Source organism: Trinickia caryophylli, assembly GCF_034424545.1.
GTDB classification, from domain to species: Bacteria; Pseudomonadota; Gammaproteobacteria; order Burkholderiales; family Burkholderiaceae; genus Trinickia; species Trinickia caryophylli.
Genome location: NZ_CP139970.1, coordinates 2,303,262 through 2,317,156 on the forward strand (window position 1 = coordinate 2,303,262; position 13,895 = coordinate 2,317,156).

The following is a 13,895-nucleotide window of genomic DNA, read 5'->3' on the forward strand; positions in this document are numbered from 1 at the left end:
TCGAACGTCATGTCGAACATTCCACACACCGGCGAGCCTGACGGCGAGGACGTCGCGGCGCGCGTCGAGCGCAAATGGGCCATCGTCTCGGTCGGCATCATCCTCGTGCTCGTCGCGATGGTCGTCTATACGGGCCTGCATTGGGCCATGATGCCGCCCTCGCGCGTCGAGCTCGTCGATCCGACCACGCTGCACGTGTCGGGCGAATTCATCGAGAGCAATCTCGGCAGCGCACGCGAAGCCGACGGCTCGGTGACGGTGCGCGTCGTCGCGCAGCAATATTCGTTCACGCCGCAGTGCATTCTCGTGCCGGCCAACACGCCGGTCACGTTTCGCGCGACCAGCGCCGATGTCGTGCACGGCTTCCTGATCGCCGACACCAACATCAACTCGATGGTCGAGCCCGGCTACGTATCGACCTTCAAGACGCGCTTCAACAAACCCGCGGAACATCTGATGCCGTGTCACGAGTACTGCGGCACGGGCCATGAAGGCATGTGGGCCAACGTGAAAGTCATCGATCCTGCCGAATTCGACAAGCTCGCGGCAACTGCCCGGAGGCTCAGCTGTGTTAAATAACCGACGACTCGTGCTCGCGCATTTCTGGTTCGCGTTCGCGACCTTCGGCGTTGCCCTTTTGCTCGGCGCATGGCAGATGTATGTGCGCAGCCCGTTGCACGCGTGGCTTCGTCAGCCCGAGCTCTACTATCGCTCCGTCACGGCGCACGGCTCCGTGATGGGTTACGTCCTGCCCACGCTCGTGGCGATGGGCTTCGGCTACGCCATCACCGAGCTTTCGCTCGAGCAGCGGCTCGTGGGCAAGCGCTGGGCGTGGGCCGGCTGGTGGCTGGTGGTGGTCGGCTCGCTGATGGCGATGGTGCCCGTCTCGCTCGGCCAGGCTTCGGTGCTCTACACGTTCTATCCGCCGATGATCGGCAGCCCGTTCTACTACCTTGGGGTCGTGCTCGTCGTCGTCGGTTCGTGGATCTGGGTCGCGCTGATGTCGATCAATCTGCGCGTCTGGAAGCGTGCGAATCCGGGCAAGCCGGTGCCGCTGCCGATGTTCGCGAACGTTGCGGGCTCGTACCTGTGGGGATGGACCGCGGTGGGCGCGGCGCTCGAAATTCTCTTCCAGATTCTGCCCGTGGCGCTCGGGCTGAAGACGACGATCGATTCGGGTCTTGCGCGCGTGTTTTTTTCGTGGACGTTGCACGCGATCGTCTACTTCTGGCTGATGCCGGCCTATATCGCCTACTACACGCTCGTGCCGCGCGCGGTCGGCGGGCGGCTCTACAGCGACGGCATGGCGCGCATCTCGTTCATTCTGTTCCTCGTCGTGGCCATGCCGATCGGCATTCACCACTTGTTCGCCGATCCGCAGGTGGGCTCCGGCTTCAAGTTCCTGCAGTCGGTGTTTACGGCGCTCGTTTCGGTGCCTACGCTCCTGACCATCTTTACGATCTGCGCGTCGGTCGAGATCGCGGGCCGCCTGCGCGGGGGGCGCGGTGCGTTCGGCTGGCTGCGTGCGCTGCCGTGGCACGAGCCGATGATGCTGGCCGTGGCGTTCTCGTTCGTGATGCTCGGCTTCGGCGGTGCGGGCGGGCTCATCAACATGAGCTATCAACTCGACTCCACGGTGCACAACACGCAATGGATCACGGGGCACTTCCACCTCATCTTCGGCGGCGCGATCGTCATCATGTATTTCGCGATCGCGTATGAGCTGTGGCCGCAACTGACGGGCCGCGTGCTCGGGAGCCTCACGATGATCAAGTGGCAGCTCTGGCTGTGGTTCATCGGCATGATCGTGACGACGTTCCCCTGGCATTACGCCGGTATTCTCGGCATGCCGCGGCGGATGGCGTATTTCGATTACAGCAATCCGGCGATCGCGCCCGAAGCCTTGACGGTGACGATGTCGTTGATCGGCGCGCTGATTCTCGTGGCGTCGGGTGTGCTCTTCCTGCTCGTGCTGCTGCGAGGCCATCGCGGCGAGCGTGCGACGCCGGCCAAGTTCGAGTTCGCACAGGCGGTGCACCCGCCCACCTCGCTGCCGCTCGCGCTCAACAGCTTCGGCTTGTGGATCGCGCTCATGATCGGTCTGACGGTCGTCAACTACGGTTATCCGATTGCGCAGTTGCTCGTGCTGAAAGAAACGTCGGTGCCGGCCGTGTGGATGGGAGGTCAGCGATGAGCACGGAACGCCTCTTCTCGGTACGTAACCGCTGGTTCACCGTAAGCGTCGGGCTGACGCTCGGCGTTGCGGCGGCGGCCATTCTCATCGGCTTCGTCTGGTTGCCTTCGGCGCAGAAGGATCCGCAGTTCGCCGGTATCTGGAATGCGATCTGCAGCGCCGCCGGCGTGCCGCAGAAGTGGCTGATCTCGACGCCCGAGACGTCGCGGATCAAGACGAGCGACGTGGTTCTGACACCCACGACACTGGCGAATGCCGATTCGCTTTCGATCGGGCGCGGCGCGACGCTTTCGCTTCGCTGCACGATGTGCCACGGGCCGCAGGGGTTGAGCCAGGCGAACTCGCCGAATCTGGCCGGTCAATATGCGAGCGTGATCTACAAGCAGCTCAAGGATTTCCAGAGCGGCGCGCGCACGAATGCCGTCATGGGGCCGATGGTCTCGACGTTGAGCGATCAGGATATGCGCGATCTGGCCGCTTATTACGCGTACCTGCCGCGCTTGACCGGTTATCACCCGGGAGCCCAGGCGGCGCCGGACATCGTCGCCGTGGGCGCGCCGATGCGCAACATCGCGCCTTGCGCGTCGTGTCACGGCGCGGCCGATCACAAGCTCGGCGCCCCCTGGCTCGAAGGCGAGCCGGCTACCTATATTCGCGCGCAACTGCAGGCATTCGCGAAGGGCGAGCGCCACAACGATACGAGCGCGCAAATGCGCAATATCGCCCGGCAAATGACGCCGGACGAAATCGAAGCGGCCGCGCGCTATTACTCGATGCAACAGCCGTAGGCAGTATCGATACAGGTTTAGTCGTCCGGGAGTTCGGGCTGCAAGGAAGGTTCTTGCAGCCCTTTTTGTTTTTGTTTCGCGCTTCTCCCAATCGAAAGCGGCCTGCCGCGGCACCTCGTGCCCGGAAAAACGCGCGCCACCGCGAGACGGGTGGTCGATCGGGCCGCGCAAGTGGACCTGGTGCGTTCGGAATGTCCTGCCTGCGCGGTCAAGCGCCTTTTCCCTTGCCGCCGATCGTCACATGATCGAGCGGCAAGGCCGTGGTCTGCTTCACCACTTCCATGGCGAAGCTCGCACTGACATCGAGCAATTCGGCCACCTTGATGAGCCGCTTATAGACGCTGTCGTATCCGGCGATATCGGGCACGACGACCTTGAGCAGATAATCGACGTCGCCCGTCATGCGATAGATTTCGACGATTTCGGGCACCGACGTGACGCCTTTGATGAAGCGCGCTGTCCAGGCATCGTTGTGCTGGCTTGCGCGCACGGTGACGAACGCGGTCAGGCCGAGATTGAGCTTCGCCGGCTCGCAAAGCGCAACCTGCTTGCGAATGACGCCTTCTTCCCGGAGTTTTTGAATGCGTCGCCAGCAAGGTGTAGGCGAAAGATTGACCGCGCTCGCAATCTCGTTGAGTCCGAGCGAAGCGTCTTCTTGTAAAAGTGTAAGAATCTGCGCGTCGATTCTGTCCATGTGGGCCCCGTTTGGAATAGTTTTCCAAGTATAGGGCCTATGGCCATTTGACCCCCGGAAGGCGCCGCGACGGACGAATACCGGCTCGCCGTATCCGCAGAGCCAACTGCTTCGGCGAATAGAAGGCCGCTGTGCAGAAATGCGGCTTAATGCGCGTTTCCGGATTTGTCCTGCAGATTTTCGCGAACCCGTTTCGCAACGAGCACGGCGAGATAGTCTCTGATGCGGGCGCCGTCGCTGTATTCGGCCCACGTCTGCTCGTACATCTTTTCGACGACCTCGGTCGGCGTACGCGTCTCGCTGGCAATGGCCTTGACGATCTCGTGGACGTTGGGCTGACGCATGAAGCAACTCCTCGAATGACGGCTGGGCGGGCGTAACCCACTCATTACACGCCGCCGACAGGTTCCCCGCAAGTCCCGCCACTTTCGTTAAGGGTAAACGCGTACTTTTGTCGCGCCGGTGCGTGTCGATGAAAACGGTATATACTGTTTATATCGTTTAACACCGGGGAATATGATGAGCACAACGAACGCATCGAACACAATGAACGCAACGAGTACGACGACCGAGCAAGCCGCTCCGGCAAAGGCCGCAAAGGCCACAAAGTCCGCAAAGGCCGTAAAAACGGTAAAGGCCGCCAAGACGGGTAGGCGAGCCAGGAAAGAAACGAACGGTGCGACGGCGCCCGAGGTCCAGCCGGCGGAATCGAAATTGGCGGAATCGAAACCGGCGAAACGCCGCACGACGAAACCCGATGGCGCGGCGCAAGCCCTCTCTGAATCGGCACCGGTCCTGTCGTCGCCCGCCGAAAAGCCGAAGCGCGCCAAAAAAGAAAAGGTGGTGCGCGACAGCTTCACGATGCCCAAATCGGATTACGAACGCATTGCGAAGCTGAAGCAAAAGTGTCTCGATGCGGGTGTCGCCGTGAAAAAAGGCGAGTTGCTGAGAGCGGGCCTGCAGGCGCTCGATGCAATTCCGATCAAGCGGCTTCTGGCCGCCGTCTCGTCTGTCGAAACGGTCAAGACGGGCCGGCCGGCGAAGTCCTGAGGCGGGGGGTCACGCGGGCGCGCGCAGCTTCGCCGCGAGCGCCTTCAGCCCGCGATGAACGCCGACCTTGACGGCCGATTCGGACAAGCCCGTGAGCCTGGCGGTTTCCGCCACCGACAACCCCTCGAGTTTGACGTGCATGATCGGCAGGCGCTGCTTGTCGGGCAACTGGTCGAGCAGGCGGCCGACATCGCGACGCGCCTGCGCGGGCTCATCGTCGGATACGGCGAAGATATCGATGTGATCGTCGATCGGGTCGTTCAGTGACTCGCGGCGCGCGCGTGCCCGAAAGAAATCCATCAGCTTGTAGCGCGCAATCGCATGGATCCAAGCGGTCAGCGGCTCCGAGGGGCGATAGGTATGGCGTCCGTTGTGCACGGCGAGCAGGATTTCCTGCACGAGATCTTCCACGTCTTCGCTGAGCTGAGGAATCCGCTTGCGCAAAAAGCCGCGCAAATGCCGCGTGAGTTCGGTAAGGAACGTTTGGTAGGCAACGGCATCGCCGTCCATGGCGGCAATCAGCAATGCCCTCAACCGGTTTTCTACCGAATGCACAGGGCGTCCTCGATTGTTCTGATCTTGGCGAGCATGGCTGGAACACTTGTTCGAATTGTAGGTCGCGGGCAGGCGAGCGGCGATATCTTTCGCGCGGCTCGATAAAGATACGGCCCGGTTGGCGAGATGGATGCAGCGGATGTGCGGAGGGTGTGCGCGGCGCGCCAGGCCGGTGGCTTACCAGCGCAGCCACCGGGGTCCTGCGAGCGCGCCGAGAGCGGCCGGAATCAGCATGCCGAGTATGTACCAGACGGCCCAGAACGGCACGGCCATCTCCGGACAATGCAAGCAGTAGGCAACGGTTGCCGTGGCACCGGCGGTGAGGCCGGCGGCGGCGCCGGCCACGCGCAGCCGCGTCGGCGCAAGGCCGGCGACCGCGCGAAAGAGCGCGATGAAGCCGGGGATGGAAAGAAACGCGATGTTGAGCGGGCAGGAGCGCCATGTCTGACCCAGCACGAGCGCGCTTCGCTCGCCGGCCGGCGCAAGCGCCAGGACGAGGCCTGCGGCGATCCAAACCGCTGCGAGCGGCACGACGATGCCACCCAGGGCGCGTCCGACGGCCGCGCCGGGGCGCGCGAGACGCGCGGTGACGGCGAGCGCCCCTGCCGCGAGCAGCACGGGCAGCGCCACCTTGGCCCAGAAAAGCGGTGTCACGAGCATGTCGCGCAAATCGGGCCGCACGCCATAGAACAGCACGACGAGCAGCGTCGAGCCGATCGCACCAGCGATCAAGGCCCAGCTGAAGCGCCGCGCCGCCACGCGCGGATCGACGGCGGTGACGCCGGTCGCGAGCAGCGAGATCAGGCGATCGGTTTCCATATGGTTTACCTCGGTTCCTCAGTCTAGTTCGCTGCCTCGAGCCATCCGGTTACAGCTGCGCGTACACGCGGCCATGTTGCCGCGATTATCGTCCGAAATAGCGCGCACCGGCCGCCATGGTTGGCGCCGGCACCGATCGCCGCGTCACCGGCTGCAGGCTCGGCGCGCCCCGGGCGGCGGCAGGCACCGTTCATGCAACCGATTCGAACGCGTACGGCCGTCGGGCATCGGCAGTATGAATACCGGCGCCCGGCACCTCGTGCGCTCCCGGCGGCGCGGATGCCGCGTACTTTGCCGGGCAAGGGTTCGTCGTGATATCGCGAGCGGGGTCGGACGGCGGAATACGTTCCGTGCGTGCGTCGGGCGTCGCCTACACTAGGAATGCCATTCGTGGGCCGAGCGTGATCGGTGCCGACGAATCGGGCGCCGTTGCCGACCGATCGACGCCAAGCGAATGACGACGAGGGGCCGCGATGTGCCTGTCGCTGCCCGGGCTCATCTGGAACAACGTTAAGAAGGGGTTTCATCATGCTGCAAACCAGCGAGATCCAGAAGCGCTTCAGTCATCTTCAGCAAACCATCAGCGAGGCGACAAACACCTGTCACTCCGCGAACTCCGTACCGCAGGATCTGATGAAATGTGTCGACGAACTGGACCGCCAATGTCAGACGGCGCAGTCAGCCATATCGTCGCAAGATCAAAGCCGTATTCAGCAGTGTATCGATCAGATGGAAGCGACGGGCGACCGCGCAGAAAAAGCATGTAGAAGCGCGAGCGGAGTCGATTCGAAAGTAAAGCAATGCGTCGATTCGCTTCATTCGGAATTGTCGGAATTCAAACATAAGCTGCATTGACTTGACGACACTTGCGGCGCGGCGCTGGGCGTTTCGCCGCGCCGCGGCGTGGCGCGGCAGCCGGGCCTTCGCTGTGGTGGGGCGCGAAATTGCGTTGCGCGGAGCGCCCGGCCGTTCAGGGCGGCTCAGGAGCCGCTTAAAGGGCCGCTTGAGGGGCCGCTTAAAGGGGCGCTTGATGGGCCGCTCGTCGCCGGAGCCGAGGGCCGGATATTCGGGGAGCGCGAGTCAGCGGCTCAAGTGAGCGAGCGCATCGCGCATCGGCTCGCCGGAAATGCTGAACGAGCCGGATAGCGGCGTTTCGAGGTCGACGATGACGTAGATCGCCGATGCGATCGACAGTGCGCCGAGCGTAATCGTGACCAATGCCAATGCATTGCGTGGAGCGATTAGCCCGAAGCTCAAAAAAATGGCCATCAGCCAAAACGTGAGCATGGCGAAAAACGGCTTCGAGATCGAACTGCGCGCCTCCTCGATCAATTTCCAGCGTTCATGATCGAGCTGTATCAACGAGGCGAGTGCCTCGTCGGCCAGCTTGCGGTGATAGGTGTCGCGCGGTTCGAGCCGCCGTACTTCGCGCCCGGCGGCGCGCAGCGTTTGTCCGAGGCGCGCATCCTCGAGCTGTTGCCCCGGCAACTCGTTGTGGCCGTCATTTTCTGCCCGGCCGTTTTTTTCCTGCCAAGTCGAGGCCACGATTGCCGCTGTGTAGTCGCGCAATAGCCGGCGCGCAACGTCGGTATCCGGACCATAGTCGCGCAATTGCGCGTCGAGCTGAATCAATTGTGCGGCATGTTGCCGGAAGTCGGCGGCTACCGTATCGAAGCTGTCCTTCGCCGCAGCGGTCAGCAGCCCCAGCACGAGTGCCGCAAAGGTAACCAGCATGCCGATGACGAGCTGAATCAATTGCACCGTTTCGTCCGCCTTGTGCTCCTCGGGCAGCCGTGGGCGCAGCACCACACCGACCGTCGTGGCGGCCAGAACGAGCAAAAATACCAATAACGCAGATTCGATTTCGGACACTATCGCTCCGGAGTAAGAAGCCCACGGCCTTTGCGCCGGCAAACCACGAGGAGGCTAACAGAGTCGGGCCAGGTTCGCGCAGCGCAGCGCGAGTGCGCGTTTGCGTTGTCACGAAGGCGGGCCATGCGGGCTCGCACCCGCGGCAGACCAGCGATGTCGTCAGGTACGGGGTGGATGTGCCAGCGGAAGGCTTCTCAGATGCGCATTGAAGGCCTGCAACTGCTCGATCGGAGCGTTTGCCAGAACGTAGCGCATTTCGCCGGAATGATGTCCCGTCCAATGCGCGAGGGCGTCGATCAGCGTCGCTTCGAATGCCGCGCGTTGCGCCGCTGTCCAGTATTCCGCCTGCGGCGCCTGTGCCGCGTATTGCTTGATGCGAATGGTGACATCGTCGGGGATGACGACGCCCCGTGCGAGGCAGGCGACGGTGAGGGTAGCCAGGTCATGCAGGTGGCGTACCTCGATTTCCTTAAGGCGTCCGCCCTTGCTCGATCCGCTTAACGGGTGGTTTTCGCTCTGATAAGAATAGTCCTTCCTACCTTTCGGCGGCTTGTAACGAATCGTATGAGACTGCAGCTCGAAAACTTTCTCGAACCCGAACACAATCGGCACCACGCGTCCCTCGTTGATCATGGCAAGAAGCGGCGCCTTGCCGCTTTCCAGGTTCTGCTTGAGCTGCGCCGCTGCGCGCGCATAGAGGTCCCATAGCTGCGGTCCCTCCACAAAAGTCGTGTGCGCATGACCGACCGTGAATGTCAGTGAGGACGGCAGCCGTATCGCCTCGAACATTTCATGCAGCGATGCATGTTCGAACTCTGGCTTTTCGAACGAACCGGTTTTGTGAAGAGCTTGCGCCAGATAATCGACCACGCCCGGCTCTATTTCGCTCCAGTCGTCCACCTGGATCATTTCAGGCTCGCCGCTCATATTAAGGGGGGCTTGCCGGTGTATGCCGTCCAGCATGGCCTGGGCCATCCGATACTGAAATCCGCGGCTCGTCGCGGTGGTGGATTTCCATCCATAGCCGTTGGAATACAAGCGGGCATTCTTGCGTAAATCGGTGCGAATGGTTATCTCGAGCGGCGAACCGGGTGTTCGATCCGAGAAAAACACCTTGCCTTCCAGAGATTGCGTGCCGCCCTTTGCGTCGTTTGCCCCGCTTCGCAGTTCACCGGACATCAAGATTTCGAAGCCCCATGGGCTTCCGTGGAATGCTTCGGGCTTGACATATCGCTGCGGCGCCGACGGATTTTGCGATCCCAACAGCGCGCTACGGAGCGTGCGTCTCGACGCGGCATCAATCGGCATGGCATCGAGTACGTCGAGCGGTGTCCGCCGCTCTTCGTCCAGATAGACGGGCTTTAGCCCGGATGCGACGAGCATCCGTACGGCACGTGCGTCCGTATTGAGCACGGCCGTATGTAGCCGCAAATCGCGCGGCGTGCTCGAAGAGGCCTGCTCGACCGGTGCGTTCGACTGGCTACGACGCCGGCGCATCTGCAACAGGCGGCGCAGCGCGCCGGACGCCTGCGTGCCCGCAGGCGCACCGGACGACTCGGCGGCGGGGGCGGCAGCATGTTCCCTCTCCGAATACGACGAAGCGTCGGTAGTAGGCGAATGACTGCGTGAAGTTCCTCGGATGGTCATGGATCTAATGGCTCCGTCTGCCGGGCGGCAAAACGCGTGTCGCTGATCGGGCGTCGACGATTCGCAAAGTCGACAAGGAAGATAGATCCCGGCAGTTTCCTCGGGCCAACTGCCGAGATGCGGCATAGCCCGCGAATATTCGCCTCGCCTGGCGAAAGAGCCTTGAGCGCCGCAGTAATAGATGCCCCATCTCACGCAAGAAGGCCGGTCGATATTGCCGAATGCTGAAGCGGTCAGGTAATTATTTCTTGCTATTTGCGGTCGCCGCATTGGGGGCGTTGTAATACAAAGAGCGCAACATCTAATAGTTGTGTGACTGTTAGCGTTTACGCGAAATTTTGATACATTACCGAAACTTTCAAGAAGCCGACCGATAAGCGTCGATCAACAGCCGTCACCGCATGGGCCAAAGCCCGGCGTTCCCTACGGGGTTCAACATGAGCTTTACTTCCAACGAAGCCGCCAATGGCGGCAGTCCGGTTGCGCCGGGCGGTATCCATGCGCCATCAGGCCAGCTCGGAACGATGGTGGGGTTGGCGGGGCAGATCGGCGCAATGGCCGGCATGCCTGGCGCGGGACTCCTCGGGGAAACCGCGCGTGCCGTGCAATTGGCTCAGACCGGATTGTCGTTATTGGGCAAAACGCCGGCTTCGATTGCCGATGCGCTCAACAGCGTGTCGGGTGCGGCGCAGCCGCGCCTCACGCAAGCCAACCGGTTCGTGACGCTGGAGTCGCCGCTCGGCGCCGACGTGCTGCTCGTCAACACCGCTGTAATCGACGAGTACGTCAGCCGGCTGCCCGAGATCCATCTCGATCTCCTCTCGCATAAGCGCGATGTCGCGCCCGAGTCGATCGTCGGACAACGCGTCAAGCTGACGCTGCATCCCGAGCGCGCCAATGCGACGCTGGCGATGATCGTCGCCGCGCCCGAAGAGGGAAATCGCTATTTCGACGGCTACGTGGCCTCGTTCGCGCGCGTGGGGCATTCGGGCACCGTCACGCGCTACGAGATGACGGTCGTGCCATGGTTCTGGTTTCTCACGCGCTCCACCGATTGCCGCATCTTCCAGAACAAGACCGCACAGGCGATCCTGACCGAGATCTTCCAGGAGCTCGGTTTTTCGGATTTTGCCTTCGACATCCGGACGTCACGCAAGCCGCTCGAATACGTCGTCATGTACCAGGAGTCCTATTACAACTTCTGCGCCCGGCTGATGGAGCAGGAGGGGATGTGGTGGACGTTCCGGTACGAGAAGGACAAGCACGTGCTGCTGATCGGCGACACGAATGCGACCTTCGACAAGATCGCGCGCCTCGAAACGATTCCGTTTTATGCCGACAGTGCGGCGAGCGAAAAAAGCGGCATCGACCGTTGGGACGAAGCGTTTGAATTCCGGGTCGGCAAGATCGCCTTTCGCGATTTCAACTACAACCGGCCGACTTCGTCGTTGATGTATGTGGAAGCGCCGACGAGCCGGCTCGCGCATCCGAACATCGGCACGACGGAACGCTACGAGTACCGGTCGCTTTACGACTATCACGACGACGGCAAGCGTTACGCCCGCTACGCGATGGAGGCCGAGGAGGCCCAGGCGCGGCGTTTCAACGGCAGCGGATATGCCTGCGGGCTGACGACGGCCGGGCGGTTCACGCTCGTGAATCATCCGAACACGGCGTACAACCAAAAGGAATACGTTACGCTGCACGTCCGCCACGAGGCCGTGAACGACTACACGCGCCAAAACGCGGGCACGCCCTATCGCAACACCTTCACCTGCCTGCCGGAAACCGTGCCGTACCGCGCCGAGCGCCACACGCCGAAGCCCTATATGCAGGGCACGCAGGCCGCGATCGTCGTGGGGCCGAAGGGCGAGGAGATCTACACCGACGGCAGCCGCGTGAAGGTGCACTTCTTCTGGGATCGGCGCGGCAAGCTCGACGGCAACGATTCGATGTGGGTGCGCGTGTCGCAGCCGTGGGCCGGCAACGGCTGGGGCGGCTCGGCGATCCCGCGTATCGGGCAGGAGGTCATCGTCGCCTTCAACGAAGGGGACCCCGATAACCCGGTGATCGTCGGCCGCGTCTTCAACGGCGCGGCAGGCAACCCGTATCACGGCACGAATGGCCAGACGATGGGCATCCGAAGCCAGACGCACAAGGGCAAAGGGTTCAACGAGCTGCGGTTTTCCGATGTGGCGGGCGCCGAAGAGGTGTTCGTGCATGCGCAAAAGGATTTGAACGCCGTCATCAAGGACAACGAAGTCCGCTCGGTGGAAGCGGGCAATCGCTCGATCACCGTTCATAAGGGTGACGAAGCGAAAAACATCGGGCAGGGCAGCCTGACGGAAAAAATTGCGAAGGCGCGTTTCACGACGGCCAACTCCGTGGGCGTGCAAGCCGTCTCGGGCGATGCCGGCCCGGGTACGCAAAGCTACCAGGCGACCGACGAAATCGAGCACCGCGTGGGTGCGAGCGTCGTCACCTTGAAACCCGACAGCATCAAGCTGTCGCATGGCGCCTCGAGCATCATCATCAATCAGAGCGGGATCTTCATCGACGGGCCCGTGATTCATTTGAATCAGGGCCTTTTCGTCACGCCCGAGCAGGCGATGGCCATTCAATGGGCGAACCAGCAGGCCATCATCGCGGCGGGGCTCGCGAGCGCGGATCCCAAGATCCAGGCGGAGGCGCGGCATTTGCGCGAAACCGTGAAAGCGCAGCAGATGGCCGCGCTCGCGAATGCGGTTTATACGCCGGGTACGGCGCCGCCCGGTTGGAAGAACATTTCCGACGATCCGGCCGCCTTGAAGAAGTTCGGGCTCAAGCCGGGCGACTTCAAGATCCCCGGCAGCAACTTCGGCGCTCAGGCGTACGCGCCCGATCCCGCTGTATTCGGCGACAGCATGAAGCCGGCCGTCGCTTTCAAGGGCACGCAACAACTGCTCGGCGAGGACATGGAGAACAATCTCGCCCAGGGCATCGGCATGGACTCGCCGTATTACGGACAGGCCGTCAGCATCGGCAAGAAGATTCGCGATTCGGGCGGTGCCGAGGGGCTCGATATCACCGGACATTCGTTGGGCGGCGGGCTTGCCGCCGCTGCCGCTCAATCGAGTGGCGCCTCGGCCACGACCTTCAATGCCGCGGGGCTCGATTCGGGCACGCTCGGCATGTACGGCGCGACGCCGCAGGCCGCCGCGATCAAGAACTACCGTGTGGACGGCGACATTCTCACCGGCATGCAGGAAGGACAGTTCGGTGGAGCGACGCTCGTGACGGGAGCATTGATGCCGAATGCCGTAGGCCAGCAGATCGACATTCCCGGCAGCAGCCTCACCCCGGTCGGGCGGCATATGATGGGCGACGTCACGAACGGCATGAACGCGGCAGTCGCCGAACAGCAATCTTCGTTGCTTTCTCAACTATCCGGACAGTGATGCGATACAAAACCGTGGCGGTCGCGGGTGCGTTCGTCGCGGCGATAGGCGCCGCTTCGTCGATCTGGACGCCCGCCGAGGCCCAGGGAACCCATATGGCTCGATTCGAACGCTTTCCACCCGAGGCTTTTTTTACGGGTACTCAACTGGCGCTGGCGCAGGCGATTCGCGATGGCGATCTTGCGCGCGTCAAGGCGCTTGCGCCGAAGACCGACCTGGCGGCGCCTGGCGCCAGGCGCATGACGCTGCTCGCGTTTGCGCTGCAGGAGGCCGTGCCGGTGAAAGCGCAGGCGGACAGCCCCCGGTTGCAGATCCTCGGCGAACTCGTGAAGGACGGTGCCAAGCCGGAGCAGGTATTCGGCAACGACGGCAACGTGGCCTACATGGCCGTACGCGCGGATACGCCGAACTTCCTGCGCGCGCTGCTCGCTGGAGGTATGAATCCGAATTTGCGCTATGACGGCGATACGCCGCTCCTGTTCGCCGCATGCCAGGACAATCTGTTGCCGATGCTGCGCCTGCTCGTCGAGCACAAGGCCGACGTCAACATCAAGGATTCGCTGCACGAGACGGCGCTTTTCGGCGCTACGCGCCTTCGCCAGTGGGATGTCGTCGATTATCTGCTGGCGCACGGTGCCAATCCGGCCGTGGCCAACGAGAACGGATTGAAGTACGCCAAGACGCTCTACAACGAGCTCGCGAGCACGCCGAAGGATTCTCCCCAGGTGGAGCGGATCGAGGCGATACGAAAGCGCGTGATCGCAGCGGGCGTGCAATGGCCGCCGGCCTGAGGGCGTTTGCGGCAAGCAGACAAGAAGAACGAAGCATGCGCGTGCAGC

14 protein-coding genes are annotated in these 13,895 nt (G+C 62.5%); 7 read left to right on the forward strand and 7 right to left on the reverse strand.

The window, feature by feature from the left end; all coding sequences use genetic code 11:
• Positions 1-9 precede the first annotated feature (9 nt).
• From U0034_RS10315 to U0034_RS10325, 3 genes are read left to right on the forward strand one after another with little or no spacing between them, the layout of a single operon-like run.
• Positions 10-579: a cupredoxin domain-containing protein gene (locus U0034_RS10315; protein WP_085228372.1), complete on the forward strand. Its 570-nt coding sequence runs from the start codon at positions 10-12 to the stop codon at positions 577-579.
• Complete coding sequence (locus U0034_RS10320) at positions 569-2,194, forward strand: b(o/a)3-type cytochrome-c oxidase subunit 1 (protein ID WP_085228373.1); 1,626 nt, start codon at positions 569-571, stop codon at positions 2,192-2,194. The genes U0034_RS10315 and U0034_RS10320 overlap by 11 nt, the downstream gene beginning before the upstream one ends.
• Entirely contained in the window at positions 2,191-2,982 is a 792-nt protein-coding gene (locus U0034_RS10325) for a c-type cytochrome (protein ID WP_085228374.1), read from the forward strand. Before U0034_RS10320 ends, U0034_RS10325 begins: the two co-directional genes overlap by 4 nt.
• A 208-nt stretch (positions 2,983-3,190) precedes the next feature.
• Here U0034_RS10325 and U0034_RS10330 read toward each other — a convergent pair whose 3' ends face one another.
• The 3 genes from U0034_RS10330 to U0034_RS10340 form a co-directional block, all read right to left on the reverse strand.
• Positions 3,191-3,676 (reverse strand): Lrp/AsnC family transcriptional regulator, encoded by a 486-nt coding sequence (locus tag U0034_RS10330; RefSeq protein ID WP_085228375.1) that lies wholly within the window; start codon positions 3,674-3,676, stop codon positions 3,191-3,193.
• Positions 3,677-3,822: 146 nt separating this feature from the next.
• Entirely contained in the window at positions 3,823-4,020 is a 198-nt protein-coding gene (locus U0034_RS10335) for a DUF3562 domain-containing protein (RefSeq protein ID WP_085228376.1), read from the reverse strand.
• A gap of 87 nt (positions 4,021-4,107) precedes the next feature.
• Positions 4,108-4,536, reverse strand: coding sequence for a hypothetical protein (locus U0034_RS10340; protein WP_327196997.1), 429 nt, complete (start codon positions 4,534-4,536; stop codon positions 4,108-4,110).
• A 1-nt stretch (position 4,537) separates the two neighbouring features.
• Here U0034_RS10340 and U0034_RS10345 point away from each other — a divergent pair, with 1 nt between their 5' ends.
• Complete coding sequence (locus U0034_RS10345) at positions 4,538-4,726, forward strand: hypothetical protein (protein ID WP_327196998.1); 189 nt, start codon at positions 4,538-4,540, stop codon at positions 4,724-4,726.
• Between the two features lie 9 nt (positions 4,727-4,735).
• On the opposite strand, the gene U0034_RS10350 is transcribed toward U0034_RS10345, so the two are convergent.
• Both U0034_RS10350 and U0034_RS10355 read right to left on the reverse strand, forming a co-directional pair.
• Positions 4,736-5,281, reverse strand: a complete 546-nt coding sequence (locus U0034_RS10350; protein ID WP_233212117.1) for a sigma-70 family RNA polymerase sigma factor — start codon at positions 5,279-5,281, stop codon at positions 4,736-4,738.
• A 177-nt stretch (positions 5,282-5,458) separates the two neighbouring features.
• Positions 5,459-6,100 carry a DUF1109 domain-containing protein gene (locus U0034_RS10355; protein WP_085228378.1) on the reverse strand — a complete coding sequence of 214 codons (642 nt, stop codon included), beginning with the start codon at positions 6,098-6,100 and terminating at the stop codon, positions 5,459-5,461.
• Positions 6,101-6,628: 528 nt separating this feature from the next.
• Between U0034_RS10355 and U0034_RS10360 the strand changes: the two genes are divergently transcribed.
• On the forward strand, positions 6,629-6,955 hold the full coding sequence (locus U0034_RS10360; protein ID WP_085228379.1) for a hypothetical protein: 327 nt from the start codon (positions 6,629-6,631) through the stop codon (positions 6,953-6,955).
• Positions 6,956-7,180: 225 nt separating this feature from the next.
• Here the strand turns inward: U0034_RS10360 and U0034_RS10365 are convergent, their stop codons facing one another.
• The gene (locus U0034_RS10365) at positions 7,181-7,972 is read right to left on the reverse strand and encodes a bestrophin-like domain (protein ID WP_085228380.1); all 792 of its coding nucleotides are present in this window, start codon (positions 7,970-7,972) and stop codon (positions 7,181-7,183) included.
• 159 nt (positions 7,973-8,131) lie between these two features.
• Positions 8,132-9,619, reverse strand: coding sequence for a hypothetical protein (locus U0034_RS10370; protein ID WP_085228381.1), 1,488 nt, complete (start codon positions 9,617-9,619; stop codon positions 8,132-8,134).
• A gap of 437 nt (positions 9,620-10,056) precedes the next feature.
• Here U0034_RS10370 and U0034_RS10375 point away from each other — a divergent pair, with 437 nt between their 5' ends.
• Positions 10,057-13,056 (forward strand): type VI secretion system Vgr family protein, encoded by a 3,000-nt coding sequence (locus U0034_RS10375; RefSeq protein ID WP_085228553.1) that lies wholly within the window; start codon positions 10,057-10,059, stop codon positions 13,054-13,056.
• On the forward strand, positions 13,056-13,847 hold the full coding sequence (locus tag U0034_RS10380; protein WP_102623142.1) for an ankyrin repeat domain-containing protein: 792 nt from the start codon (positions 13,056-13,058) through the stop codon (positions 13,845-13,847). Before U0034_RS10375 ends, U0034_RS10380 begins: the two co-directional genes overlap by 1 nt.
• Positions 13,848-13,895: the final 48 nt, after the last annotated feature.

What these genes read in the sequence shown, in the direction of transcription:
- U0034_RS10380 (WP_102623142.1), top strand. Translation starts at nt 13,056, where the DNA reads ATGCGATACAAAACCGTGGCGGTCGCGGGTGCGTTCGTCGCGGCGATA.
- U0034_RS10375 (WP_085228553.1), top strand. Translation starts at nt 10,057, where the DNA reads ATGAGCTTTACTTCCAACGAAGCCGCCAATGGCGGCAGTCCGGTTGCG.
- U0034_RS10360 (WP_085228379.1), top strand. Translation starts at nt 6,629, where the DNA reads ATGCTGCAAACCAGCGAGATCCAGAAGCGCTTCAGTCATCTTCAGCAA.
- U0034_RS10330 (WP_085228375.1), bottom strand. Translation starts at nt 3,676, where the DNA reads ATGGACAGAATCGACGCGCAGATTCTTACACTTTTACAAGAAGACGCT.
- U0034_RS10335 (WP_085228376.1), bottom strand. Translation starts at nt 4,020, where the DNA reads ATGCGTCAGCCCAACGTCCACGAGATCGTCAAGGCCATTGCCAGCGAG.
- U0034_RS10370 (WP_085228381.1), bottom strand. Translation starts at nt 9,619, where the DNA reads ATGACCATCCGAGGAACTTCACGCAGTCATTCGCCTACTACCGACGCT.
- U0034_RS10355 (WP_085228378.1), bottom strand. Translation starts at nt 6,100, where the DNA reads ATGGAAACCGATCGCCTGATCTCGCTGCTCGCGACCGGCGTCACCGCC.
- U0034_RS10325 (WP_085228374.1), top strand. Translation starts at nt 2,191, where the DNA reads ATGAGCACGGAACGCCTCTTCTCGGTACGTAACCGCTGGTTCACCGTA.
- U0034_RS10345 (WP_327196998.1), top strand. Translation starts at nt 4,538, where the DNA reads ATGCCCAAATCGGATTACGAACGCATTGCGAAGCTGAAGCAAAAGTGT.
- U0034_RS10315 (WP_085228372.1), top strand. Translation starts at nt 10, where the DNA reads ATGTCGAACATTCCACACACCGGCGAGCCTGACGGCGAGGACGTCGCG.